Here is a 24,057-nt window from a genome sequence, read left to right on the forward strand (position 1 = left end):
TCGCTCTTACTCTTTGTCCAGCTTGCCAACCAGCGACAGGGTGAAATCGGCCCCCATGTACTTGAAGTGCGGACGCACGTTCAAGCTCACGCGGTACCAGCCCGGCTCGCCTTCAACGTCGCTGACGATCACTTGCGCAGCGCGCAGCGGACGACGGCCACGCACTTCGGCGCTCGGGTTTTCCTGGTCGGCGACGTACTGGCGGATCCACTTGTTCAGTTCCAGCTCGAGGTCGGTACGCTCTTTCCACGAACCGAGTTGCTCGCGCTGCAGCACTTTCAAGTAGTGGGCCAGGCGGTTGACGATCATCATGTACGGCAGCTGGGTGCCGAGCTTGTAGTTCAGCTCTGCCGCCTTGCCTTCTGCGCTGATGCCGAAGAACTTCGGCTTCTGCACCGAGCTGGCGGAGAAGAACGCCGCGTTGTCGGAGCCTTTGCGCATGGTCAGGGAGATGAAGCCTTCCTCGGCCAGTTCGTATTCACGACGGTCGGAGACCAGAACCTCGGTCGGGATCTTGGTTTCGATTTCGCCCATGCTTTCGAAGTGGTGCAACGGCAGATCTTCAACCGCGCCACCGCTCTGTGGGCCGATGATGTTCGGGCACCAGCGGAATTTGGCGAAGCTGTCGGTCAGCTTGGTGCCGAACGCGAACGCGGTGTTGCCCCACAGGTAGTGCTCGTGGCTGTTGGCAACGGTTTCCTTGTACACGAACGATTTGACCGGGTTTTCTTCCGGATCGTACGGGTTACGCAGCAGGAAACGCGGCACGGTCAGGCCGACGTAGCGGGAGTCTTCCGAAGTACGGAAGCTCTGCCATTTGGCGAATTGCGGGCCTTCGAAGTGGTCTTTCAGATCTTTCAGATCCGGCAGGCCGGTGAAGCTTTCCAGACCGAAGAATTTCGGGCCGGCGGCGGCGATGAACGGCGCGTGGGACATGCAGGAAACGCTGGCCACGTACTGCATCAGTTTCACGTCCGGCGAGCTTGGGGACATGAAGTAGTTGGCGATGATCGCGCCAACCGGCTGACCACCGAACTGGCCGTATTCAGCGGTGTAGATGTGCTTGTACAGGCCCGACTGCATGACTTCCGGCGAGTCTTCGAAATCGTCCAGCAGGTCTTCTTTGGAGACGTTGAGGATTTCGATCTTGATGTTTTCGCGGAAGTTGGTGCGGTCGACCAGCAACTGCAGGCCACGCCACGACGATTCCAGCGCCTGGAAGTCCGGGTGGTGCAGGATCTCGTCCATCTGACGGCTGAGCTTGGCATCGATCTCGGCGATCATGCGGTCAACCATGGCCTTCTTGACCGGCTCACCGTTGTTCTGCGGCTTGAGCAGTTCTTCGATGAACGCCGACACGCCACGCTTGGCGATGTCGTAGGCTTCGTCGTCCGGAGTCAGACGGGTTTCGGCGATGATGCTGTCGAGAATGCTGTACTCGCCGCTTTCGGCGCTCTTCTCTTGTGCTGCGCTAGTGCTCATTGTGTTGGCTTCCTTGGCTGGAGTCTCAGGCGTCCGGGGCTGCGGCGTTCAGGCCCAGCTCACCGAGTACGCGACCGCGGGATTCGTCGTCGGCGAGCACGCCTTCGATCGCTTTACGGAACGCAGGTGCGTTACCCAGCGGGCCTTTGAGGGCCACCAGCGCATCGCGCAGTTCCATCAGTTTTTTCAGCTCAGGCACTTGCTCGACCAGGCTGGCCGGGTTGAAGTCCTTCATCGAATTGACGCGCAATTGCACAGCCAGCTCGTCGGCCTCGCCATCTTCCTGCAGACGGTTCGGCACGCTCAGCGTCAGACCCAGCTCTTGCTTGGCCAACACTTCGTCGAAGGTCATCTTGTCGATGCTGATCGGCTTGCGATCTTCGATTTTGCGATCGTCCTTGCGGTGGGTGTAGTCACCGATTGCCAGCAGCTTCAGCGGCAGTTCAATCTCTTCCTGAGCACCGCCGGTGGCGGGTTTGAAGGTGACGTTGATGCGTTCCTTGGGGGCTACCGAGCCTTCTTTGGCCATGGCTTTTCTCCTTGCGGTTGTGGCCCTGGGGCCTATTCGAGTACCACTTCGAGATCGAGGTGGCACAGCCTGCGATAAATCTCTTCCTTGCGTTCACGCACTGCATGGTTCTGCGGCAACAACTCGCAGCAACTGTGCAGCAGGTGCAGCACTTCCAATGCAAGATCGGGCTCCCAGGCGTGCAGGCCTGAGTCCTGTAATGTCTGATCGAGGGTTTCGAGCTGGTTCTTGGCCAGTTCGTACTTCTTGGCCATGAAGCACAGCCGCGCGAGGGCGAACTGCCAGAAGAACCGCTCGCGTCCGCCGTGGGCCGATTGCAGTCCTTGCTTGAGCGTCTGCACGGCAGGCTTGAGGCCTTCCTTGCGCAGCAGCGGCAGCACGTCCTGCAGGGCCTTTTCCCAGGCGGGCTGGGTTTCGACATCGTCGGTTTCGACCTTGCGCGGCGCGCTGGCGCTTTGCAGGTGCGGCATGACATTGCCGGCGATCCACGCCCGGGTGGACGGATCGGCAAACGGCGCGCCGTCATGGAAACGACATTCGATGATGCCGGGCAGGCGCTGAACCAAAAGCGCGAAGTGGATTTCCACTTCGCGCATTGCCATCTCGGCGTTGAGGTTCTGGAGACATTCCCAGACCATCCGCTGGCCATCGAACCAGAACGGCGCCTTCGCCAGGCTCGCCTCCAGTTCCACCAGCAGGTCGGCGTATTTGCCCTGATCGAAGCGATCCTGGTACTGCTTGAGTTTGTCCACCGGCAGGCCGCGTAGCACGGTGATCTGCTCGGCGTTGCGTTCGGGCACCGCGTCGATCGGCAGCCAGAGCAAAGTGCGGTTCAGGCGCAGGGCGCGCAAGTCGGTGGCCTTCTGCTTGAGCCACCAGGCACACAACGGACGCGCGCTTTCCTGCTGCGCGCGCAAAGCCTTGTAGGCGTCTTTTTCGTTGTCGATCGGTGCGCCGGGGGTCAGCAACTGGCTCGCGGCCTGCTTGACCTGCGCCACCGCTGCGCCCACCACACCGGGGGCCGGCTGATTGTCGGCGGCACGCTGGATCATGGTTTTCAGGCGACGCGAGAGCGGCAGCAACAGCGGAGCGTCGTCGCCTAGATGCTCGGTGCAGGCGGCATCGAGGCCGGCCAGATGCTCGGACAACTGCCGGAACATCGGCAACTGTTCCTTGATCGCAATGTTTTCGGTGAGCACCTGCTCCAGACGCGGCACCAGCCAGCCGATGGCGGCGGCACGGGTGCGCGGTTTGAGCGGGTGAACGTCGGCCCAGTGGTTTTCCGACAGATGGTGCAGCAGACCGAGGCCGGCCAGCAGCCCGGGGAAGGATTCACGCTGGTACAACGACCAGGTCAGCCAGGCGCCGACGCGTAAATCCTTGGATTGGGTACGCAGCAGATTTTCGCTGTTTTCACGGATTTTCAGCCAGTCGATCTGCCCGCTTTCGTGCATCGACGAGGCTTTGGCCAGCTCGCTTTCCAGCGCCTCGAATTCGCTCGAAAAACGAACGTCTTCGCCCGCGAAATTCTCTTTGGAAACAGAGACTTTTGCGAGTTCGAGGTAATGGGCGGAAAGTTTGCTTGAGTAGGACATCCATGGCCTTTAATTAGGATTACAGTCATGCGCCTATTGGAGTAACCGCGGCGCGGGACAGTATCGAAGAGCGGTGAAGCGACTCATCCAATTGAGATGTGCTCTTTCAAGTGGGCGCATCGTAATCACTATGATGGCCACTAGCAAGCATCTGCTTAAACAACAAGACGAAGTGTTCATTGGGCTGTGTAGGAGATCGCCCTATATGTGGCAGGGGAATCCCTGATGGCGAATTATATTGCCTGCATTTGCCCTGCTGCCTCAGAACCCTTGATCCAGAGCGGCCCGATCCAGCTTGCGCGAATCGCGTCGAACATCCGCTCCATTACACGGCGGCCAGCATGACAACTCTCGAAAAAAATAGAAGTAGGATTCTTCCGAAAACCCGCTGGATTTTACAAACAATTCACCGGCGACAACGCGCAACAACAAAAGTGCCATCAATTTGATGGCAATTCATTTTTCTGAAACTTTATTCATCTCGTGAATGCTGTACTTCAGTGCCAACTCAATAATTATCGAAGTGCGATCCAACAGTCATTTCCACCACTTACGCAACACTTCCACGCCGAAAATACTCTGACAAATGTCAGGGATAATTCTTACATCGTTTTATTTCCCACGTTGCCAGCTTGCCTTGGTAAATTCTTTTCGACCGGCAATGTCAACCAGACTGGCTGACTGTTGAGCCACGGTCCGAAGCCTGCATCTCATTCGGCTCCTGACCCCGGAGCCGCCAAGGAGCTTTACCTCATGGAATTGAAACCCCTGTTGTTCGCGGCACTCATGTGGCTACCCGTCACTCAGGCCTCTGCAGATACCCCGTCACTGGACGGTCATTACTATCTGACCGGCGCAATGGAAATGGGCGCCGAATTGCTGCTGCGCAAGGACGGCACGTTTGACGCGGGCGTGGCGTATGGCAGCGCTGACGGGTTTGCCAAGGGCACCTGGCAGGTGGAAAACAACACCGTGACGCTGAAAAGCAATACCAAACCGGCGTCGAACAGCGATTTGTCCGGCCTGTTCCAGGATCTGCAACTGGCGATCGAACCGAATTGCCTGGCCGTGGATTTCGGCAACGGCAAGGCCTGCTTCCGGCGTCAATAAGCCATTTGCAGCCACAAAAAATGGGCACCCGACCGCAATCGGTGTGCCCATTTTTTATTGCGGTACTCCCCGTCATTCAGGGAGTTCGCCGCAATTTAAGGATTGACGCTGTCTTTCAACGACTTGCCTGGCTTGAATGCCACGGTGTTGCTGGCCTTGATCTTCACCGGCTCACCGGTTTGCGGGTTCTTGCCGGTGCGGGCGCCGCGGTGACGTTGCAGGAAGGTGCCGAAGCCCACCAGCGTGACGCTGTCCTTGCGGTGCAGAGCGCCGGTGATTTCTTCGAGGACGGCGTTGAGAACGCGGTTGGCCTGTTCTTTGGTCAGATCCGCTTTTTCAGCGATTGCAGCGGCGAGTTCTGGTTTACGCATTAGTGAAGCCCCTTTGACGGTTTTTTGTTGTTATGTCCGTGCTGTTCTCGTTGGAACAGCGCCCAAGGCGCCGCAGGCTCTACTCTGCGGCAGACGGGAGTGAGAATGGCACGCGGATACCGGCGGCGCCAGTCTCCCCGCGACCTTTGTGGGGGCAAAAGCGGGGTGATTCCGACAGAACGACCGGTATTTACGCCAGCAGGGCCGGTAGCTGTTTGTTCAGGGCGAGTTTTTCCATCACCGCCGTGCCGGTCAGCGCGTAACCGAGTAGTTGGCCATCGGCGCTGTGGCACAGGGCTTTGATGTCGGCGCCCTGCCCTTCGACGGTCCAGACGCCTTCGCTGCCCCGTGGCGGTGGCGAAACGACCAACGGGCACACCGGGGTTTTCACCGTGATCGGCATCGCGCCGTAACTTACGGCCGTCGGATTGCCGGCCAGGGTTTGTGCCAGTGCACGCGCACAGCTCATGAGGGGCATCACGTACAACAGATTCAGCCCATCGACCTCGGCGCAGTCGCCCAGGGCGTAAATATTGGCGTGGGACGTCTTCAGATACCGGTCGACTACGACACCGCGATTGACCTGCACCCCGGCCGCCGCGGCCAGATCGATGCGCGGGCGCAGGCCGATGGCCGACACCACCACATCGCAGGCAATCACCTGCCCGTCGGACAGATGCGCTTCCAGACCGTCTGCGACTTTTTGCAGGCGGGTCAGCACCGGGCCGAGGTGGAAACGCGCGCCCAGGCTTTCCAGCCCGGCCTGCACGGCTGCTGCAGCGGCCGGGTGCAGCAGCATCGGCATAACTTGCTCGCACGGCGCCACCAGTTGCACCTCGTAGCCGCCGAGGATCAGGTCGTTGGCGAATTCACAGCCGATCAGGCCCGCCCCCAGCAGCAACACGCGGCGCTTGCCCGCAGCGGCTGCACGAAAGCGCGCGTAATCTTCGAGATCGTTGATCGGAAACACCAGATCAGCACCGTCACCGTCGATCGGCACTCGCACGGTTTCCGCACCCCAGGCGAGGATCAGGTCGCGGTAGTACACCGCTTCTTCGCCGATCCACAGACGCTTGTGGCCGGCGTCGATGCCGCTGATGCGCGTGTGGGTGCGCACTTCGGCCTTCAACTGCTCGGCCATGGCGCCGGGTTCGGCCATGCTCAGGCCATCGGCGTCCTTGTTCTTGCCGAAACCGGTGGAGAGCATCGGTTTGGAGTAAGAGCGCCCGTCATCGGCGGTAATCAGCAGCAGCGGGGTTTCGCCATCGAGTTTGCGAAACTCGCGGGCCAGGTTGTAGCCCGCAAGCCCGGTGCCGACAATTACGACAGGTGCGTTCATGCCTTACTCCTTGGTTTTTCTCAGTTGATTTCGATCATTTCGAAGTCCGACTTGCCCACGCCGCAGTCCGGGCACAGCCAGTCTTCCGGCACGTCCTGCCACAGGGTGCCCGGCGCGATGCCGTCATCCGGCCAACCGTCAGCTTCGTTGTAGATCAGGCCGCAGACGATGCATTGCCACTTTTTCATTCAGGTACTTCCTCAATTCAGGCTTTTGTCGGCGCGGATGGTCGATGGTGGTTGCGCTGCCATCCGGCTCAGGGCGTTTTGTACTGAGGGTGCCGGGCAGATGCAAGCCTGTTCGGCGCAACGGCGCCCCGGATCCATCAAATTCGCAGCACGCCATGTTAAGCTCGCCGCCTCATTTGCGGCCAATAATGACTCATTGTGCAACATTCAAATGCCTGCCCGGCCCCGCTCTGGCTGACTCAAAGCCGACTGACGCCCCTTACCGATTCGTTGACCCTGAACTGGTTGTTCGACGAAGGCTCGCTGACCCGCCGCCTGACCCGGCTGTCGAATGACGGCTTCAGTGTCACGCCGTTGTTCGAAGGCTGGGGCACCCTGCGCAGCGACGAATGCGCGGCGCTGGATCTGGCCGAAGGCAGCGAAGGCTGGGTGCGCGAGGTGTATCTGCGCGGTCACGGCGAGGCTTGGGTGTTCGCCCGTAGCGTGGCGTCACGCGCCGCCCTGCAAGGCGACGGCCTGCACATGGACGAACTGGGCAGCCGCTCGCTGGGCGAACTGCTGTTTTGCGACCACGCCTTCCAGCGCCGCGCCATCGAGGTTTGTCATTACCCGCAAGACTGGCTGCCGCCAGCCTGCCGCGCCCCGGAGCTGTGGGGCCGCCGCTCGCGCTTTGACCGTGGCGCCTTGAGCGTACTGGTGGCGGAGATTTTCCTGCCGACCCTGTGGAGCGCCGCCCGCACCCATCCGGAGAACTGCTGATGTACCAGAGCCTGCTCAAGTCCCTGAACCGCTTGAACCCGCGCGCCTGGGATTTCATTCAGCTGACGCGCATGGACAAGCCGATCGGCATTTACTTGCTGCTGTGGCCGACCCTGTGGGCGCTATGGATTGCCGGTAAGGGCTCGCCGTCGCTGGCCAACATTGTGATTTTCGTCCTCGGTGTGGTGCTGACCCGCGCCGGTGGCTGTGTGATCAACGACTGGGCCGATCGCAAGGTCGACGGCCACGTCAAACGCACCGCGCAACGACCGCTGGCCAGCGGCAAGATCAGTTCGAAAGAGGCGCTGGTGTTCTTCGCGCTGCTGATGGGTGTGAGTTTTCTGCTGGTGCTGTGCACCAATGCGCCGACCATCTGGCTGTCGCTGGGCGGTCTGGCACTGGCGTTCACCTACCCGTTCATGAAGCGCTACACCTATTACCCGCAAGTGGTACTGGGCGCGGCGTTCTCATGGGGCATGCCAATGGCGTTCACCGCTGAAACCGGTGAGTTGCCGGCGGCGGCATGGCTGCTGTGGATCGCCAATCTGCTGTGGACGGTGGGTTACGACACCTATTACGCGATGACCGATCGTGACGACGACCTGAAGATCGGCGTGAAATCCACGGCGATTCTGTTCGGCGAGGCGGATCGGGTGATCATCCTGACGTTGCAGGCGCTGTCGCTGGGCTGCCTGTTGCTGGCCGGGTCGAAGTTCGAGCTGGGCATCGGGTTCCATCTCGGCCTGTTGGTGGCCGCTGGATGCTATGCGTGGGAGTTCTGGTACACCCGTGATCGCGACCGGATGCGTTGCTTCAAGGCGTTTTTGCACAACCACTGGGCCGGGTTGGCGATTTTTGTCGGGATAGTGCTGGATTACGCGCTGCGATGAAATCCACATGTGGTAGCGGGCTTGCTCGCGAAGGCGTCTTGCCTGTTGGCCTCTTCGTCAACTGACACACCGCTTTCGCGAGCAAGCCCGCTCCCACAGGGGATTTGCGTTTACTTGGCCTTGGCGACGTGCCAGGCGCCGTCCATTTTGCCCTCACCGGTCATGTCACCAGCCTTCTTGTCCATGACGAAGGTGTACAGCGGTTTGCCCTCGTAGGCCCATTGCATCTTGCCGTCATCGCGCTTGATCACGGTCCAGTCGCCCATGGACTTGTCGCCGGCCGTGGCCATCAGCGGTGGCCAGTTCGCCGCACACTTGTCGTTGCACATGGACTTGCCCGCAGAGTCTTTGGCAAAGGTATACAGGGTCATGCCCTTGTGATCGGTAAACATGCCGTCCTTCTCCATCGCTGGCTCAGCAGCAAACGCCATGGTCGGTAAAGCAACGGCAGCAGCCATCAGCAGAGCTTTGAAAGAAGCAGTCATTTGAGTCATGGAAACCTTCTTTTGTGGTTGTCAGGATTCGGACTTAGAGCTTAGTCCAGGATCACGCCAACCGCCGGGCGACTAAAATACTGTCACACGACTGCAATAATTCCGTTATCTAATGCGGCGCAAGACAGTTAAATGACAAGAGGATTAAGGCATGGTTGGCAGGAGCATTCTGATCGTCGACGACGAAGCGCCCATTCGCGAAATGATCGCCGTTGCGTTGGAAATGGCCGGCTATGACTGCCTCGAGGCGGAGAACTCGCAGCAGGCACACGCCATCATTGTTGACCGTAAACCGGACCTGATCCTGCTCGACTGGATGCTGCCTGGCACCTCCGGCATCGAACTGGCCCGCCGTCTCAAGCGCGACGAGCTGACCGGAGACATCCCGATCATCATGCTCACCGCCAAGGGCGAAGAGGACAACAAGATCCAGGGTCTTGAAGTCGGCGCCGACGACTACATCACCAAACCGTTTTCTCCACGCGAACTGGTCGCACGCCTCAAGGCTGTGCTGCGCCGCGCCGGCCCGACCGATGGCGAAGCGCCAATCGAAGTCGGCGGCCTGCTGCTCGACCCGATCAGCCACCGCGTAACCATCGACGGCCGTCCGGCCGAGATGGGCCCGACCGAATACCGTCTGCTGCAATTCTTCATGACCCACCAGGAACGCGCCTACACGCGCGGGCAGTTGCTGGATCAGGTCTGGGGCGGCAACGTCTATGTTGAAGAGCGCACCGTCGACGTGCACATCCGCCGCCTGCGCAAGGCCCTCGGCGACGCCTACGAAAATCTGGTACAAACCGTGCGCGGCACCGGCTACCGGTTTTCCACCAAGGCCTGATCCGACCGCCAGACTCGCTGACAAGGACCGTATTTTCCGTGAATCAAAACTGGCATGGCACCCTGATTCGCCACATGCTGTTGCTGGTCACAGCGTGTCTGGTGATTGGCCTGATCACCGGCTACTACGGCTGGAGCCTCGCTGCCGGCCTGGGTATTTACCTGGCCTGGACGCTCAAGCAACTGTTGCGTCTGCACGAATGGCTGCGCCTGCACCAACCCGATGAAGCACCGCCCGACGGCTATGGCCTGTGGGGCGAGGTGTTCGACAGCATCTACCACCTGCAACGCCGCGACCAACGGGTGCGCGGGCGCCTGCAAGCGGTGATCGACCGGGTGCAGGAGTCCACCGCCGCGCTCAAAGACGCGGTGATCATGCTCGACAGCGACGGCAACCTGGAATGGTGGAACCGCGCTGCCGAAACCCTGCTCGGCCTCAAGACCCCGCAGGACAGTGGCCAACCGGTGACCAACCTGGTACGGCATCCGCGCTTCAAGGAATACTTCGAGCAGGACAGCTATGCCGAACCGCTGGAAATCCCCTCGCCGACCAATGATCGGGTGCGCATTCAGCTGTACCTGACGCGCTACGGCAACAACGAACACCTGATGCTGGTGCGAGACGTCACGCGCATCCATCAGCTGGAACAGATGCGCAAAGACTTCATTGCCAACGTCTCCCACGAACTGCGCACGCCGCTGACGGTGATCTGCGGCTACCTGGAAACCCTGCTCGACAACGTCGAGGAAGTGAATCCGCGCTGGAGCCGCGCGCTGCAGCAGATGCAACAACAGGGCGGGCGCATGCAGACGCTGCTCAACGACCTGCTGCTGCTGGCGAAACTGGAAGCCACCGATTACCCGTCGGACAACCAGCCAGTGCAGATCGACGCCCTGCTGCAGTCAATCAAGAGCGACGCCCAGCAGTTGTCCGGGCAGAAGAACCAGAAAATCACTCTCGAAGCCGATGCGCGCATCCTGCTCAAGGGCAGCGAGGCGGAACTGCGCAGCGCCTTCTCCAACCTGGTGTTCAACGCGGTGAAGTACACCCCGGCCGAGGGCAACATCCGCATTCGCTGGTGGGGCGACGAGCAAGGCGCGCACCTGAGCGTGCAGGACTCCGGGATCGGCATCGACAGCAAACACCTGCCGCGCCTGACCGAACGCTTCTACCGTGTCGACTCCAGCCGCAACTCCAACACTGGCGGCACCGGGCTGGGCCTGGCGATCGTCAAACACGTGTTGCTGCGCCACCGCGCGCGGATGGAGATCAGCAGCGTGCCGGGTCATGGCAGCACGTTCACCTGTCATTTCGCTCCGGCGCAAGTGGCCAGCGCACGGGCGATCAGCACCGCTGAGTAATGTCGCACTAGGCAATCGCCAGGTCAGCCGCTACATTGGCTGACTTGCGCCTGCCTTTCAGGCGCGACTTTTCTCTCTTTTGAATCACACGGAACCCGCAAAACTCCATCATGGACCCTTCCCCTGGCTTGTCCCTCGCTACGATTTTCGCCGATTTCGGCATGATTCTTTTCGCTCTGATCCTGGTTTTGCTCAACGGCTTCTTCGTTGCGGCGGAATTCGCCATGGTCAAACTGCGCTCGACCCGAGTCGAGGCCATCGCCGACAAGAACGGCTGGCGCGGGCATATCCTGCGCACCGTACACAGTCAGCTCGATGCGTACCTCTCGGCGTGTCAGCTCGGTATCACCCTCGCCTCCCTCGGTCTGGGCTGGGTCGGTGAGCCGGCATTCGCGCACATTCTTGAACCGCTGCTGAGCGCGGTCGGCGTGCAGTCGCCGGAAGTGGTCAAAGGCATTTCGTTCTTCACCGCGTTCTTCATCATTTCCTACCTGCACATCGTGGTCGGTGAGCTGGCGCCCAAGTCGTGGGCGATCCGCAAACCGGAGCTGCTGTCGCTGTGGACGGCGGTGCCGCTGTACCTGTTCTACTGGGCGATGTACCCGGCGATCTACCTGCTCAATGCCAGCGCCAACGCGATTCTGCGGATCGCCGGCCAGGGCGAACCCGGCCCGCACCACGAACACCATTACAGCCGCGAAGAACTGAAACTGATCCTGCACTCCAGCCGTGGCCAGGACCCGAGCGACCAAGGCATGCGCGTGCTGGCCTCGGCGGTGGAGATGGGCGAACTGGAAGTGGTCGACTGGGCCAACTCCCGCGAAGACCTGATCACCCTGGAATTCAACGCGCCGCTGAAAGAAATCCTCGCGATGTTCCGTCGCCACAAGTTCAGCCGGTATCCGGTGTACGACAGCGAACGCCAGGAGTTCGTCGGCCTGCTGCACATCAAGGACCTGCTGCTGGAGCTGGCGGCGCTGGACCACATTCCGGAGTCGTTCAACCTGGCTGAACTGACCCGTCCACTGGAGCGCGTGTCGCGGCACATGCCGCTGTCGCAGCTGCTGGAGCAGTTCCGCAAGGGCGGCTCGCACTTCGCCGTGGTGGAAGAAGCCGACGGCAACATCATCGGCTACCTGACCATGGAAGACGTGCTGGAAGTGCTGGTCGGCGACATCCAGGACGAACACCGCAAGGCCGAGCGCGGGATCCTCGCGTATCAGCCGGGCAAGCTGCTGGTGCGTGGTGATACGCCGCTGTTCAAGGTTGAACGCCTGCTCGGAATCGACCTGGATCACATCGAAGCCGAAACCCTCGCCGGTCTGGTCTACGAGACCCTGAAACGAGTGCCGGAAGAGGAAGAAGTGCTGGAAGTCGAAGGCCTGCGGATCATCATCAAGAAGATGAAAGGGCCGAAGATTGTGCTGGCGAAGGTGTTGATGCTGGATTGATGGGCTGATCGGGCACCGCGCCGATTCCTTCGCGAGCAGGCTCGCTCCCACAGTTGAAATGCATTCCAGGGTGGGAGCGAGCCTGCTCGCGAAGGGGCCAACAGATACAACACATCACTGTTTGCCCAACGCAAAGTTGGGCAACGCCCCCAGTGGTTGATTGAACTGATACGGAATCGACACCAGCCCCTGCCCGGTATTGCGCTGCACCACAAAGTGCAGGTGCGGGCCGCTGCTGTTGCCGGTATTGCCGGACAGCGCCAGCGGGCTGCCAACCGTCACCCGCTGCCCCTCGCGTACGCTCACCGAGCCCTGCTTGAGATGCAGGTACACACCCATCGTGCCGTCGTCGTGCAGCACCCGGACGAAATTGCCGGAGGCATCATTGCCGCGCCCGCTCTGTGAATTTTCGGTTTTCACCACCACCCCGGCCCGTGCGGCAATGATCGGCGTCCCTACCGGCATGGCGATGTCCATCGCATACCGGTTCTTCGGCCCATAGTGGCTGTACTGACCGTTGGCACCCTGACTGAGACGGAACGGCCCGCCCCGCCACGGCAACGGATAGCGATAGCTCTGCGCGGCTCCTGTGGGATCACCCAGCGAGTACTGGAATTGCGGCGAATACACCAGCGGCTGACCCCGGCTGATCGCCGTCAGCAACGCCAACCGCGTATTGCTGCGCGCCGGCAGCACCCGGCGAATCGTCTGCGCCGGAGCGCCACGCACATTGCTCAGGCCGGTAAACGCCAGTGCAATCTCGACCGGCGCATACAGATCGTTGCGCACAAACACCACGTCGCTGCCCTTCTGTTTCTTGATATCGAGATACACCTGGCGCTCAAGGTGCTCGACCATGCGGTCCTGAAATACGAACACCTGTGAGCCTTTGCTCGGCCGGTCGCTGTACGAGACCACGCCGTTGGCATCGGTGGATTTGTAGATGGTCATGGCCACAGTCGAGGTGGAGGCCAGGAAAAGACCACAGAAAAACAGCAGGCGCGCGAGCATGGGCAAAGAGTCTGTCGAAGGAAGGCCTGGAAATGAGCCTAGCAGCTGAGACAGACCAGGCTAGTCGACAGATGTTTCAAATTGGTAGGTGCGGGAGATGGGTGGTGCATTTGATGGCCCCTTCGCGAGCAGGCTCGCTCCCACATTTGAAATGCATTTCAAGGGTGGGAGCGAGCCTGCTCGCGAAGGCGGTGTGTCAGGCGACGAGGATCAAGCGCCCGGAACGAAGTGCTTTTGCGCCGTGCCGCGGGCGATCAGGCGGGAGATGTAATCGAGCTTCTGCGCATCCTGGTCGACGAAACGGAAAGTCAGTTGCAGCCAGTCGCTGTCGGCTTTCTGCTCGTGGGCAACGATGGCGTGCAGGTAGCCGTTGAGGCGGGCGATTTCGGCGTTGTCGCCCTGCTCCAGGTCGAGCACGGCGCTGTCGAGGATCTGCGGCAGGGTGTCGGTGCGTTTCACTACCAGCAGCGCTTCCTTGATGCTCAGGGCCTTGATCACGCATTGCTGGGTGCCACTTGGCAGGCGCAACTGGCCCTGGCCACGACCACCGACTGGCGCTTTCGAGGCAGCCGGTGCCTGCACCGGCGGGCTGTTAAGCAAACCGCGCGACGGCGCAGCAGCTGGCGTTGGCGCGACAACCGCTGGCTTGGCGAACGGATTGACCGCAGCAGCGGCCGCCGGCGCAGCACCGACCACGGCAGGCTTGCCGCCGGTCAATGCGCTCAGGGAATCGTTGCCGAACGCCGAGTTCATCTTGGTCGGCGCGCTGTTCATCAGGGTGTCGAGCTTGCCAACCTTGTTCAGCGCCTGCTTGACCTTGGTCAGCAGTTGTTCGTTGGTGAACGGCTTGCTGACGTAGCCGGAAACCCCGGCCTGGATCGCCTGCACCACGTTCTCTTTATCGCCACGGCTGGTGACCATGACGAACGGCATGGTCTTGAGATTGTCTTGCTCGCGGCACCAGGTCAGCAGCTCGAGGCCGGACATTTCCGGCATTTCCCAGTCGCACAGCACCAGGTCAAACGCTTCCCTGGCCAGCATGGCCTGGGCCTTTTTGCCGTTGACGGCGTCCTCGGTGCGGATCCCCGGGAAGTAATTACGCAGGCACTTTTTCACCAGGTCACGAATGAACGAAGCATCGTCCACGACCAACACACTGATCTTGCTCATCCAACACCCCTATAAAAATCCCGGCAAGCATACCGCTTTTACTGATGGCACATTGCCAACAATCTTCAGTCACGCCGGGACTTTTCGTTCGCGGGTGCTGCTTTTTAATTCGATTTCCTGATTCAGGCGCCCTAAACAAAAACGCCCGGCCAAAGGGCCGGGCGCTTTTCTCAGGCAATCTTACTTATCGTCAGCATTGCCCGGAACATTAGCGGTTTCGCCGCTTGTACCTTCAACTTCTTCTTTCATGCGTTTGAGGCCCAGGTGGCGCACATCGGTGCCGCGCACCAGGTAGATCACCAGTTCCGAGATGTTGCGCGCATGATCGCCGATGCGTTCCAGCGAACGCAGCACCCAGATGATGCTCAGAACCCGCGAGATAGAGCGCGGGTCTTCCATCATGTAGGTCGCCAGCTCGCGCAGGGCGGTCTTGTATTCGCGGTCGATGACCTTGTCGTATTGCGCCACCGACAAGGCCAGATCGGCATCGAAGCGGGCAAACGCGTCCAGCGCATCGCGAACCATGTTGCGCACCTGATCGCCGATGTGACGGACCTCGACGTAACCACGCGGCGCTTCGCCTTCTTCGCACAGCTGAATGGCACGGCGGGCGATCTTGGTCGCTTCGTCGCCGATGCGCTCCAGATCGATCACTGACTTGGAAATGCTGATGATCAAACGCAAGTCGGATGCCGCCGGCTGACGACGGGCGAGAATGCGCAGGCATTCTTCGTCGATGTTACGTTCCATCTGGTTGATCTGGTCGTCAATCTCGCGCACCTGCTGAGCCAGACCCGAGTCGGCCTCGATCAGCGCGGTGACCGCGTCGTTGACCTGCTTCTCGACCAGCCCGCCCATGGCCAGGAGGTGGCTGCGCACTTCCTCAAGCTCGGCGTTGAACTGCGCGGAGATGTGGTGGGTAAGGCCTTCTTTACTAATCATGGTGGCGTCCTTGGAGCGTCCGGTAAGGTGCGGTGGGCCGCAGCGTCAATTCTGTGAATAACCGCAACTGTCAGCCATAACGACCGGTGATGTAGTCTTCGGTCTGTTTCTTCGCCGGATTGGTGAACAGGGTATCGGTGTCGCCGAATTCCACCAGTTTGCCCATGTACATGAACGCCGTGTAGTCGGAAACCCGCGCGGCCTGCTGCATGTTGTGGGTCACGATGACGATGGTGAACTTGGACTTCAGCTCGTAGATCAGCTCTTCGACTTTCAGGGTCGAGATCGGATCGAGGGCCGAGCACGGTTCGTCGAGCAGCAACACTTCCGGTTCAACGGCGATGGTGCGCGCGATCACCAGACGCTGCTGCTGACCACCGGACAGGCCGAGTGCCGAGTCGTGCAGACGGTCTTTGACTTCGTCCCACAGTGCCGCGCCTTTCAATGCCCACTCGACCGCTTCGTCGAGAATGCGCTTCTTGTTGATGCCCTGGATGCGCAGCCCGTAGACCACGTTTTCGTAGATGGTCTTGGGGAACGGGTTGGGCTTCTGGAACACCATGCCGACGCGGCGACGCAGCTCGGCAACGTCTTCACCTTTGCGGTAGATGTTGTTGCCGTACAGGTTGATCGCACCTTCGACACGGCAACCGTCAACCAGATCGTTCATGCGGTTGAAGGTGCGCAGCAGCGTGGACTTACCGCAGCCGGACGGGCCGATGAACGCGGTCACGCGCTGTTTCGGAATGTTCATGCTGACGTCGAACAGCGCCTGCTTCTCGCCGTAGAACAGGCTCAGGCCCGGGACTTCGATGGCCACGGTTTCCTGCTCAAGTCTCAGGCTCTGCTTGTCGCGACCCAGGGCCGACATGTTGATGCCGTGGGTATGTGTTTCGTGCTGCATGGGAGGCTCCCTGTGCTAACAAATTCGGTTCGGTTTTTGTGGGAGCCAGCCTGCTGGCGATTCAGGCGCTGCGGTTTGTCTATGAAACCGCGGTGATGCCTTCGCGAGCAGGCTCGCTCCCACATAGAAATCAGTGCTGCAAAATCAGCTGTCCAAAGCTTTGTATTTTTCGCGCAGGTGGTTACGGATCCACACCGCCGACAGGTTCAACGTGGCGATCACCAGCACCAGCAGCAGCGCCGTGGCGTACACCAGTGGCCGCGCCGCTTCGACGTTCGGGCTCTGGAAGCCGACGTCGTAGATGTGGAAGCCCAAGTGCATGATCTTCTGGTCCAGGTGCAGGTACGGGTAGTTGCCGTCCACCGGCAGCGACGGCGCCAGTTTCACCACACCCACCAGCATCAGCGGCGCCACTTCACCGGCGGCGCGGGCCACGGCGAGGATCATCCCGGTCATCATGGCCGGGCTGGCCATTGGCAGGACGATCTTCCACAGCGTTTCCGCCTTGGTCGCGCCCAGCGCCAGCGAGCCTTCACGGACGGTGCGCGGGATACGCGCCAGACCTTCCTCGGTCGCCACGATCACCACCGGCACCGCCAGCAGCGCCAGGGTCAGCGAGGCCCAGAGCAGACCCGGAGTACCGAACGTCGGCGCCGGCAGTGCTTCGGGGAAGAACAATCGGTCGACCGAACCACCCAGCACGTAAACGAAGAAGCCCAGACCGAACACGCCGTAGACGATCGCCGGAACGCCGGCGAGGTTGTTCACGGCGATGCGGATGATCCGGGTCAGGGCGTTCTGCTTGGCGTACTCACGCAGGTAGACCGCCGCCAGCACGCCGAACGGGGTGACGATCATCGCCATGATCAAAGTCATCATCACCGTGCCGAAAATCGCCGGGAAGATCCCGCCTTCGGTGTTCGCTTCACGCGGGTCGTCGGAAAGGAATTCCCAGACCTTGCTGAAGTAGAAACCGATCTTGGTCATCGTGCCCATGGCATTCGGCTGATAGGCGTGAACCACTTTGCCCAGGCTGATTTCGATCTCTTTGCCGTTGGCATCGCGGGCAGTCAACGCGTCGCGGTTGAACTGCGCATGCAGATCGCTCAGACGCGCTTCGATGTCCTGATAACGCGCGTTCAGCTCGGCACGCTCGGCGTCCATGTCCGCTTGCGCGGTGGCGTCGAGCTTGCCGTCGAGTTCCAGTTTGCGCCCGTGCAGACGGATGCGCTCGAGCCCTGCGTTGATCGCACCGATGTCGGTCTTTTCCAGCGATTTGAGTTGTGCAGCAAGGCCGTTCACCCGGTTGATCCGCGCTTGCAGCTCAGGCCAGGCCGCTTCGCCTTCGGCGATCACCTTGCCGTCCTGTTTGACGTTGACCAGGTAGCCGTAGAAGTTGCCCCACTCGCGACGCTCGATCGCCATCAGTTCCGGCGGCGTGGTCTGCTTGGTCAGCCACTCGCCGACCACCCAGGTGAAGTCGTTGCCGTTCAGGTCACGGTTGCCGACCTTGATCAGCTCGCGGGTCATGAATTCCGGGCCCTGATCAGGCACCGGCAGGCCGGCGCTTTTCAGGCGGGCACGCGGCACTTCTTCTTTCTGTACCACTTCGCCGATGACCAGATGATTGGCCTGGCCCGGTACGTCGTAACTGGCGTGGATCAGGTCCGCCGGCCAGAAGTGACCCAGACCGCGCACGGCAATCACCGCCAGCAGGCCAATGGTCATGATGACCGCGATGGACACCGCGCCACCGCTGATCCAGACGCCCGGGGCGCCGCTCTTGAACCATCCATTCAGGGAGTTCTGTTTCACAGACTTCTACCTTTCTTAAAGCGACGAGTATTTCTTGCGCAGACGCTGACGAATCAGTTCTGCCAGGGTGTTCATGACGAAGGTGAACAACAGCAGCACCAGCGCCGAGAGGAACAGCACGCGGTAGTGGCTGCCGCCGACTTCCGACTCGGGCATTTCCACCGCGACGTTGGCGGCCAGGGTGCGCAGGCCTTCGAACAGGTTCATTTCCATGACCGGGGTATTACCCGTGGCCATCAGCACGATCATGGTTTCGCCGACCGCACGGCCCATGCCGATCATCAGTGCGGAGAAGATGCCCGGGCTGGCGGTGAGGATCACCACGCGGGTCATGGTCTGCCACGGCGTGGCACCGAGCGCCAGGGAACCGAGGGTCAGGCCGCGCGGCACACTGAACACGGCATCTTCGGCAATCGAGTAGATGTTCGGGATCACCGCAAAACCCATCGCCAGACCGACTACCAGAGCGTTGCGCTGGTCGTAGGTGATGCCCAGGTCGTGGGAGATCCACATGCGCATGTCACCGCCGAAGAACCAGTTCTCCATGTACGGACTCATGTATAGCGACAGCCAACCGACAAACAGGATCACCGGAATCAGCAGCGCACTTTCCCAGCCGTCCGGGACCTTCAGGCGGATCGACTCAGGCAGACGACTGAAGGTGAAGCCGGCGACCAGAATGCCGATCGGCAACAGCATCAACAGGCTGAAGATGCCCGGCAGATGCCCTTCTACATACGGCGCGAGGAACAGACCGGCGAAGAACCCGAGGATCACTGTCGGCATCGCTTCCATTAGTTCGATCACCGGTTTGACCTTGCGGCGCATGCCCGGGGCCATGAAGTACGCGGTGTAGATCGCTGCGGCAACCGCCAGTGGTGCGGCCAGCAGCATGGCGTAGAACGCGGCTTTCAGGGTGCCGAAGGTCAGTGGCGACAGGCTCAGTTTCGGTTCGAAATCGGTGTTCGCCGCCGTCGATTGCCAGACGTATTTAGGCTCGTCGTAGTTCTCGTACCAGACCTTGCTCCACAACGCGCTCCACGACACTTCCGGGTGCGGGTTGTCGAGCAGCAGCGGTTGCAGCTTGCCGCCGGCCTCGACGATCACCCGGTTGGCGCGCGGCGACAGACCGAACAGGCCCTGGCCTTCGGCCACCGGCTCGACCAGCAGGGTGCGGTGCGCGGTGCTGTGGAACACGCCGAGCTTGCCGCTGGCATCGAGGGCCACGAAGCCCTTGCGACGCTCTTCGGCGGTAATTTCAACAATCGGCGTGGTGCCCATCTGGAAGGTGCGGATCTGCTTCAGGCGCAGCTCGCCATCGGTATCGCGAGCCATGAACCACTGGGCCAGACCACCCTTGGAATCACCGATGATCAGCGAGATGCCGCCCACCAGTTGCGTGCTCGCGGTGACTTCGGCGTCAGCGTTTTCCAGCAGTTTGTAGCGACCGTTGAGGCTCTTGTCGCGCAGGCTGAACACGTCGGCCTGGGCACGCCCGTTGACCACGTACAGCCATTGCTGGCGCGGGTCGACGAAGATGTTTTTCACCGGTTCAGTCATCTGCGGCAGCTCGATACGCTTCTGCTCGTTGGTGACTTCACCGGTCATCATGTTTTCTTCGCTGGTCAGCGCCAGCACATTGAGTTGCGAACCGGTCGAGCCGACCAGCATCAGCGTCGAATCGGTGGCGTTGAGGCTGACGTGCTCCAGCGCACCGCCGCTCTCGTTCACCGCGATCGGTGTATTGCCGTAAGGAAACTCGATGGCTGGAGTGATGGTTTTCTTGCCATCGGGGTAGCTGACCTTATAGGTGTGACGGAACACCAGCGCCTGGCCGTTGGACAGGCCCACCGCCACCAGCGGATGACCTGGCTGATCTTCGCCAATGGAAGTTACGCTGGCGCCGGCAGGCACCGGCAGATCGACGCGCTTCAATTCAGCGCCACTGTCGATGTCGAAGAACAGCGCCTGGCCCTTGTCGGAAACGCGCATCGCCACCTGATTCTGCTCTTCGAGCGAAATCATCAGCGGCTTGCCGGCGTCCTGCATCCAGGCTGGGGTAATGGCCTCTTTCGCGGTCAGGCTGGCACCCTGGAACAACGGTGCAACGACGTAGGCGAGGAAGAAGAAGATCAGGGTGATGGCTGCCAGCACCGCCAGACCGCCAACGAGGACGTACCAACGGGTGAAGCGATCCTTGAGCGCGCGAATGCGGCGCTTGCGTTGCAGCTCAGGCGTATTGAAATCAATGCGCTTGGGAGGGGAAGTCGTAGTCATTGGGGAATTGGCCAGATCATTCATGCGCTCACCCTAGCGATCCTGTATGACAGAAAGATGACAGTGCAGTGACGCAGCAAATCCACCGCCAGCGGGACTGGCAGAGGATCGAAAATTTGAGGTGTGTAAAAGGCCGGTCTGCGGGCAGAGCCGGCCTTTTACCTGAGTCCGGTGGGGTTCACCTCGGACTCAGTTTGTTACTTTTTTGCGACTTCAGCGCCGCCTTCCTGCAGACCCAGGTCAGCCAGTGCTTTTGCAGCAACCTTGGCCGGCAGTGGGATGTAGCCGTCTTTCACCACAACTTCCTGGCCCTGTTTGGACAGAACCAGTTTCACGAACTCGGCTTCCAGCGGGGCCAGAGGCTTGTTCGGGGCCTTGTTCACGTAAACGTAGAGGAAGCGCGACAGAGGGTACTTGCCGTTCAGGGCGTTTTCTTCGGTGTCTTCGATGAAGTCAGTGCTGCCTTTCTTCGACAGAGCAACGGTCTTCACGCTGGCAGTCTTGTAGCCGATGCCCGAGTAACCGATGCCGTTCAGCGAGGAGCTGATCGACTGCACGACCGACGCCGAACCTGGTTGCTCGTTGACGTTAGGCTTGTAGTCGCCTTTGCACAGGGCTTCTTCCTTGAAGTAGCCGTAAGTGCCGGATACCGAGTTACGACCGAACAGTTGCACTGGCTTGTTGGCCAGGTCGCCGGTCACGCCCAGGTCGCCCCAGGTTTTCACGTCGGCTTTGGCGCCGCACAGACGGGTGGACGAGAAGATCGCGTCAACCTGTTCCATGGTCAGGTGCTGGATCGGGTTGTCCTTGTGCACGAACACCGCCAGGGCGTCCACGGCCACCGGGATAGCGGTTGGCTTGTAGCCGTATTTCTGTTCGAAGGCCGCCAGTTCGGTGTCCTTCATCTTGCGGCTCATCGGGCCGAGGTTGGAGGTGCCTTCAGTCAGCGCAGGTGGCGCGGTGGCGGAGCCAGCGGCCTGAATCTGAATGTTTACGTTCGGGTATTCTTTCTTGTAGTTCTCAGCCCACAGGGTCATGAGGTTAGCCAGGGTATCGGAACCGACGCTGGACAGGTTGCCCGACACACCAGTGGTCTTGGTGTAGCTCGGGATAGCAGGGTCAACAGCGGCAACCGCGTTGGCAGTCGCAACGCCAGCAGCGACAAAAGTCATTGCCGCCATCAAACGCTTCAGTTTCATGCCTTACTCCTAGCAGATAGGGTGTGTTAAGTCGGGGCCAAGTATCAGCAGGCCGTGTGAACACTCTATGGCTGAAATATGACAATTGGATGAAAGGCCAGCATCCGGGTTTTACTGAATGATTCGAGTCGCCCTCATTCGCGAGCAGGCTCGCTCCCACAGTTGAAATGCATTCCAATGTGGGAGCGAGCCTGCTCGCGAAAGAGCCGGTACTGCTGGAGGAAATTCCGGATCAGCGCCCCTTTTTCCAGAGCCACGCCCCCACCAGAATCCCCATCGCGCACAGCACCGCCACATAGTAGGCCGGGCCCATCGCACTCTCTTTAAGCAGCAGGCTGACCACCATCGGCGTCAGGCCACCGAAGATCGCGTACGCCACGTTGTACGAGAACGACAATCCGCTGAAGCGCACCACCGGCGGGAATGCCTTGACCATCACGTATGGCACCGCACCGATGGTGCCGACCAGCAGACCGGTCAACGCATACAGCGGGAACAGCCAGTTCGGGTGATCGGCGAGGCTGTGATAGAAGGTCCAGGAGCTGATCAGCAAGCCCAGGCAACCGAAGACAAACACCCGGCCGGCGCCGAAGCGGTCGGCCAGGGCACCGGAGATGATGCAACCGACGCTGAGGAACACGATCGCCAGGCTGTTGGATTGCAGCGCCACTGTCGCTGAGAAGTGATAGACCGTCTGCAGCACGGTCGGGGTCATCAGGATCACCACGACAATCCCGGCGGACAGCAGCCAGGTCAGCAGCATCGAGACCGCAATCGCCCCGCGATGGTCACGCAGCACCGCACGCAGCGGTACTTCTTCGGCCAGCGCCTTGCGCAGTTGCAGCTCGGCGAACACCGGAGTTTCGTGCAGCCAGCGGCGCAGATAGACCGAGAACAGGCCGAATACGCCGCCGAGCAGGAACGGGATCCGCCAGGCGTAATCCGCGACTTCCCCCGGTGTATAAATGCTGTTGATTGCCGTGGCGACCAGCGAGCCAAGCAAGATGCCGGCGGTCAAACCGCTGGTCAGCGTCCCGCAGGCGTAGCCGATGTGCTTTTGCGGCACGTGTTCGGAAACGAAGACCCACGCTCCCGGCACTTCCCCGCCAATCGCCGCGCCCTGAATCACTCGCATCAGTAACAGCAGGATCGGCGCCCACATACCGATCTGCGCGTAGGTCGGCAGCAGGCCCATGATCAGGGTCGGCACGGCCATCATGAAAATGCTCAGGGTGAACATCTTCTTGCGCCCCAGCAGGTCGCCGAAGTGCGCCATGACGATGCCGCCCAGCGGCCGCGCAAGGTAACCGGCGGCGAAAATGCCGAAGGTCTGCATCAGGCGCAGCCACTCGGGCATGTCGGCCGGGAAGAACAGCTTGCCGACCACGGTGGCGAAGAACACGAAGATGATGAAATCGTAAAACTCCAGCGCACCGCCCAGGGCCGATAGCGACAGAGTCTTGTAGTCATTGCGGGTCAGGGGGCGTGCAGGTTGCTCGGGCTGCGCGAGGCTCGAAGGCGCTGTGGTCATGGCAAGGGCTTCTCTTATAGGCGGATCTACCGCCACAACAACGCTGGCTGTGGCTTGGGCAGGTTCGGCACCATAGCAAATTGTTCGAAAAAGCACATAGAGGCGCGTATTTGCCGGTCAAAATCAGAACCCGATGGTCGTCGCGGAGTCTACCGACCGATATACTCGCAACCTTGCTCCGGTTTGTAGGGGGTTGCTGTGCGAAAACGTCGTTGGCCCGGCCTTTGAACGGGATCAGCCGGTTTCGCAGAGTTTCCCCTTTAGGCGCCTATGGAAAACGTGACGAACGCAGTATGTTCGGTGCTGAATCGTTTTTCCTGAAGACGGCTACCACCAGCAATACCAACGAAGAGTCACGGGTCAGAGGCACCCCCGGCATGATAGAGCTCGAACAAGAAGATCCGATCCCGCAAGGCGACCTGGCCTTGCAAATTACCGCACTCCCGCGCGAAACCAACGGCTTTGGCGATATTTTCGGCGGCTGGCTGGTGGCGCAGATGGATCTGGCGGGTACCGCAATGGCCAGCCGCGTGGCCGGTGGTCGCGTAGCCACTGTCGCCATCGACCGCATGGCCTTCCTGGTGCCGGTCGCGGTGGGCGCGCAATTGTCCTTTTATACCCAGACCCTGGAAATCGGCCGCAGCTCGATCCAGATGATGGTCGAAGTGTGGAGCGACGATCCGCTGTCCAGCGAGTGGCGTAAAGTGACCGAGGCGGTGTTCGTCTTCGTCGCCATCGACGGCAGCGGTCGCACCCGCTCGGTGCCGCCGCGCGCGCGTTAAACATCGCCGCGGTTTT

22 protein-coding genes are annotated in these 24,057 nt (G+C 60.6%); 7 read left to right on the top strand and 15 right to left on the bottom strand.

What is annotated here, in order from left to right; all coding sequences use genetic code 11:
* Positions 1-6 precede the first annotated feature (6 nt).
* Genes tssC through tssA form a run of 3 tightly spaced genes read right to left on the bottom strand, consistent with a single transcriptional unit; the run spans position 7 to position 3,606 of the window.
* Positions 7-1,482 (bottom strand): type VI secretion system contractile sheath large subunit, encoded by a 1,476-nt coding sequence (gene tssC, locus ACOYXG_RS26495; RefSeq protein WP_003229584.1) that lies wholly within the window; start codon positions 1,480-1,482, stop codon positions 7-9.
* 25 nt (positions 1,483-1,507) lie between these two features.
* Entirely contained in the window at positions 1,508-2,011 is a 504-nt protein-coding gene (gene tssB / locus ACOYXG_RS26500) for a type VI secretion system contractile sheath small subunit (RefSeq protein ID WP_003229587.1), read from the bottom strand.
* A gap of 32 nt (positions 2,012-2,043) precedes the next feature.
* The gene (gene tssA / locus ACOYXG_RS26505) at positions 2,044-3,606 is read right to left on the bottom strand and encodes a type VI secretion system protein TssA (protein ID WP_103368526.1); all 1,563 of its coding nucleotides are present in this window, start codon (positions 3,604-3,606) and stop codon (positions 2,044-2,046) included.
* A 753-nt stretch (positions 3,607-4,359) separates the two neighbouring features.
* Between tssA and ACOYXG_RS26510 the strand changes: the two genes are divergently transcribed.
* Positions 4,360-4,716, top strand: coding sequence for a hypothetical protein (locus ACOYXG_RS26510; protein WP_150370041.1), 357 nt, complete (start codon positions 4,360-4,362; stop codon positions 4,714-4,716).
* Between the two features lie 95 nt (positions 4,717-4,811).
* On the opposite strand, the gene ACOYXG_RS26515 is transcribed toward ACOYXG_RS26510, so the two are convergent.
* The 3 genes from ACOYXG_RS26515 to ACOYXG_RS26525 form a co-directional block, all read right to left on the bottom strand.
* On the bottom strand, positions 4,812-5,087 hold the full coding sequence (locus ACOYXG_RS26515; RefSeq protein ID WP_003213368.1) for an HU family DNA-binding protein: 276 nt from the start codon (positions 5,085-5,087) through the stop codon (positions 4,812-4,814).
* 190 nt (positions 5,088-5,277) lie between these two features.
* Entirely contained in the window at positions 5,278-6,426 is a 1,149-nt protein-coding gene (locus ACOYXG_RS26520) for an NAD(P)/FAD-dependent oxidoreductase (protein ID WP_460354908.1), read from the bottom strand.
* 20 nt (positions 6,427-6,446) lie between these two features.
* The gene (locus ACOYXG_RS26525) at positions 6,447-6,614 is read right to left on the bottom strand and encodes a rubredoxin (protein ID WP_003229600.1); all 168 of its coding nucleotides are present in this window, start codon (positions 6,612-6,614) and stop codon (positions 6,447-6,449) included.
* A 198-nt stretch (positions 6,615-6,812) separates the two neighbouring features.
* Here ACOYXG_RS26525 and ACOYXG_RS26530 point away from each other — a divergent pair, with 198 nt between their 5' ends.
* Positions 6,813-7,373: a chorismate--pyruvate lyase family protein gene (locus ACOYXG_RS26530; protein WP_460354911.1), complete on the top strand. Its 561-nt coding sequence runs from the start codon at positions 6,813-6,815 to the stop codon at positions 7,371-7,373.
* Positions 7,373-8,263 (top strand): 4-hydroxybenzoate octaprenyltransferase, encoded by an 891-nt coding sequence (gene ubiA, locus ACOYXG_RS26535; protein ID WP_460354914.1) that lies wholly within the window; start codon positions 7,373-7,375, stop codon positions 8,261-8,263. Before ACOYXG_RS26530 ends, ubiA begins: the two co-directional genes overlap by 1 nt.
* A 110-nt stretch (positions 8,264-8,373) precedes the next feature.
* Here the strand turns inward: ubiA and ACOYXG_RS26540 are convergent, their stop codons facing one another.
* Positions 8,374-8,757, bottom strand: coding sequence for a COG4315 family predicted lipoprotein (locus tag ACOYXG_RS26540; protein WP_027610374.1), 384 nt, complete (start codon positions 8,755-8,757; stop codon positions 8,374-8,376).
* Between the two features lie 151 nt (positions 8,758-8,908).
* Between ACOYXG_RS26540 and phoB the strand changes: the two genes are divergently transcribed.
* The 3 genes from phoB to ACOYXG_RS26555 all read left to right on the top strand — a co-directional run bounded on the left by phoB (position 8,909) and on the right by ACOYXG_RS26555 (position 12,410).
* The gene (gene phoB / locus ACOYXG_RS26545) at positions 8,909-9,598 is read left to right on the top strand and encodes a phosphate regulon transcriptional regulator PhoB (protein WP_003229608.1); all 690 of its coding nucleotides are present in this window, start codon (positions 8,909-8,911) and stop codon (positions 9,596-9,598) included.
* Between the two features lie 74 nt (positions 9,599-9,672).
* Positions 9,673-10,959 (top strand): phosphate regulon sensor histidine kinase PhoR, encoded by a 1,287-nt coding sequence (gene phoR, locus ACOYXG_RS26550; RefSeq protein ID WP_256214113.1) that lies wholly within the window; start codon positions 9,673-9,675, stop codon positions 10,957-10,959.
* Positions 10,960-11,069: 110 nt separating this feature from the next.
* Positions 11,070-12,410, top strand: a complete 1,341-nt coding sequence (locus tag ACOYXG_RS26555) for a hemolysin family protein (RefSeq protein WP_003229612.1) — start codon at positions 11,070-11,072, stop codon at positions 12,408-12,410.
* 114 nt (positions 12,411-12,524) lie between these two features.
* Here the strand turns inward: ACOYXG_RS26555 and ACOYXG_RS26560 are convergent, their stop codons facing one another.
* The 8 genes from ACOYXG_RS26560 to ACOYXG_RS26595 all read right to left on the bottom strand — a co-directional run bounded on the left by ACOYXG_RS26560 (position 12,525) and on the right by ACOYXG_RS26595 (position 23,259).
* Positions 12,525-13,421, bottom strand: a complete 897-nt coding sequence (locus ACOYXG_RS26560; protein ID WP_096795413.1) for a peptidoglycan DD-metalloendopeptidase family protein — start codon at positions 13,419-13,421, stop codon at positions 12,525-12,527.
* Positions 13,422-13,631: 210 nt separating this feature from the next.
* Positions 13,632-14,591 carry a response regulator gene (locus ACOYXG_RS26565; protein ID WP_027610371.1) on the bottom strand — a complete coding sequence of 320 codons (960 nt, stop codon included), beginning with the start codon at positions 14,589-14,591 and terminating at the stop codon, positions 13,632-13,634.
* 180 nt (positions 14,592-14,771) lie between these two features.
* A complete protein-coding gene (phoU, locus tag ACOYXG_RS26570; RefSeq protein ID WP_003229617.1) occupies positions 14,772-15,533 on the bottom strand; it encodes a phosphate signaling complex protein PhoU in 762 nt (253 codons plus the stop codon).
* Between the two features lie 70 nt (positions 15,534-15,603).
* Positions 15,604-16,437 carry a phosphate ABC transporter ATP-binding protein PstB gene (gene pstB / locus ACOYXG_RS26575; protein WP_150370033.1) on the bottom strand — a complete coding sequence of 278 codons (834 nt, stop codon included), beginning with the start codon at positions 16,435-16,437 and terminating at the stop codon, positions 15,604-15,606.
* A gap of 144 nt (positions 16,438-16,581) precedes the next feature.
* Positions 16,582-18,252 (bottom strand): phosphate ABC transporter permease PstA, encoded by a 1,671-nt coding sequence (gene pstA / locus ACOYXG_RS26580; protein WP_007962288.1) that lies wholly within the window; start codon positions 18,250-18,252, stop codon positions 16,582-16,584.
* Between the two features lie 15 nt (positions 18,253-18,267).
* Positions 18,268-20,301, bottom strand: a complete 2,034-nt coding sequence (locus ACOYXG_RS26585) for an ABC transporter permease subunit (RefSeq protein WP_460358557.1) — start codon at positions 20,299-20,301, stop codon at positions 18,268-18,270.
* A gap of 425 nt (positions 20,302-20,726) precedes the next feature.
* Positions 20,727-21,728, bottom strand: coding sequence for a phosphate ABC transporter substrate-binding protein PstS (locus tag ACOYXG_RS26590; protein ID WP_011336616.1), 1,002 nt, complete (start codon positions 21,726-21,728; stop codon positions 20,727-20,729).
* Positions 21,729-21,960: 232 nt separating this feature from the next.
* Positions 21,961-23,259 (bottom strand): MFS transporter, encoded by a 1,299-nt coding sequence (locus ACOYXG_RS26595; protein WP_183783283.1) that lies wholly within the window; start codon positions 23,257-23,259, stop codon positions 21,961-21,963.
* Positions 23,260-23,636: 377 nt separating this feature from the next.
* Between ACOYXG_RS26595 and ACOYXG_RS26600 the strand changes: the two genes are divergently transcribed.
* Positions 23,637-24,041 (top strand): acyl-CoA thioesterase, encoded by a 405-nt coding sequence (locus tag ACOYXG_RS26600; RefSeq protein WP_003229628.1) that lies wholly within the window; start codon positions 23,637-23,639, stop codon positions 24,039-24,041.
* The last annotated feature ends 16 nt before the right edge of the window (positions 24,042-24,057 follow it).

The sequence above is a fragment of the Pseudomonas sp. G3-39 genome, assembly GCF_054790485.1.

Coding starts and splice junctions, on each gene's coding strand:
- tssC (WP_003229584.1), bottom strand. CDS start 1,482: ATGAGCACTAGCGCAGCACAAGAGAAGAGCGCCGAAAGCGGCGAGTAC.
- tssB (WP_003229587.1), bottom strand. CDS start 2,011: ATGGCCAAAGAAGGCTCGGTAGCCCCCAAGGAACGCATCAACGTCACC.
- tssA (WP_103368526.1), bottom strand. CDS start 3,606: ATGTCCTACTCAAGCAAACTTTCCGCCCATTACCTCGAACTCGCAAAA.
- ACOYXG_RS26510 (WP_150370041.1), top strand. CDS start 4,360: ATGGAATTGAAACCCCTGTTGTTCGCGGCACTCATGTGGCTACCCGTC.
- ACOYXG_RS26515 (WP_003213368.1), bottom strand. CDS start 5,087: ATGCGTAAACCAGAACTCGCCGCTGCAATCGCTGAAAAAGCGGATCTG.
- ACOYXG_RS26520 (WP_460354908.1), bottom strand. CDS start 6,426: ATGAACGCACCTGTCGTAATTGTCGGCACCGGGCTTGCGGGCTACAAC.
- ACOYXG_RS26525 (WP_003229600.1), bottom strand. CDS start 6,614: ATGAAAAAGTGGCAATGCATCGTCTGCGGCCTGATCTACAACGAAGCT.
- ubiA (WP_460354914.1), top strand. CDS start 7,373: ATGTACCAGAGCCTGCTCAAGTCCCTGAACCGCTTGAACCCGCGCGCC.
- ACOYXG_RS26540 (WP_027610374.1), bottom strand. CDS start 8,757: ATGACTCAAATGACTGCTTCTTTCAAAGCTCTGCTGATGGCTGCTGCC.
- phoB (WP_003229608.1), top strand. CDS start 8,909: ATGGTTGGCAGGAGCATTCTGATCGTCGACGACGAAGCGCCCATTCGC.
- phoR (WP_256214113.1), top strand. CDS start 9,673: ATGCTGTTGCTGGTCACAGCGTGTCTGGTGATTGGCCTGATCACCGGC.
- ACOYXG_RS26555 (WP_003229612.1), top strand. CDS start 11,070: ATGGACCCTTCCCCTGGCTTGTCCCTCGCTACGATTTTCGCCGATTTC.
- ACOYXG_RS26560 (WP_096795413.1), bottom strand. CDS start 13,421: ATGCTCGCGCGCCTGCTGTTTTTCTGTGGTCTTTTCCTGGCCTCCACC.
- ACOYXG_RS26565 (WP_027610371.1), bottom strand. CDS start 14,591: ATGAGCAAGATCAGTGTGTTGGTCGTGGACGATGCTTCGTTCATTCGT.
- phoU (WP_003229617.1), bottom strand. CDS start 15,533: ATGATTAGTAAAGAAGGCCTTACCCACCACATCTCCGCGCAGTTCAAC.
- pstB (WP_150370033.1), bottom strand. CDS start 16,437: ATGCAGCACGAAACACATACCCACGGCATCAACATGTCGGCCCTGGGT.
- ACOYXG_RS26585 (WP_460358557.1), bottom strand. CDS start 20,301: ATGCAGGACGCCGGCAAGCCGCTGATGATTTCGCTCGAAGAGCAGAAT.
- ACOYXG_RS26590 (WP_011336616.1), bottom strand. CDS start 21,728: ATGAAACTGAAGCGTTTGATGGCGGCAATGACTTTTGTCGCTGCTGGC.
- ACOYXG_RS26595 (WP_183783283.1), bottom strand. CDS start 23,259: ATGACCACAGCGCCTTCGAGCCTCGCGCAGCCCGAGCAACCTGCACGC.
- ACOYXG_RS26600 (WP_003229628.1), top strand. CDS start 23,637: ATGATAGAGCTCGAACAAGAAGATCCGATCCCGCAAGGCGACCTGGCC.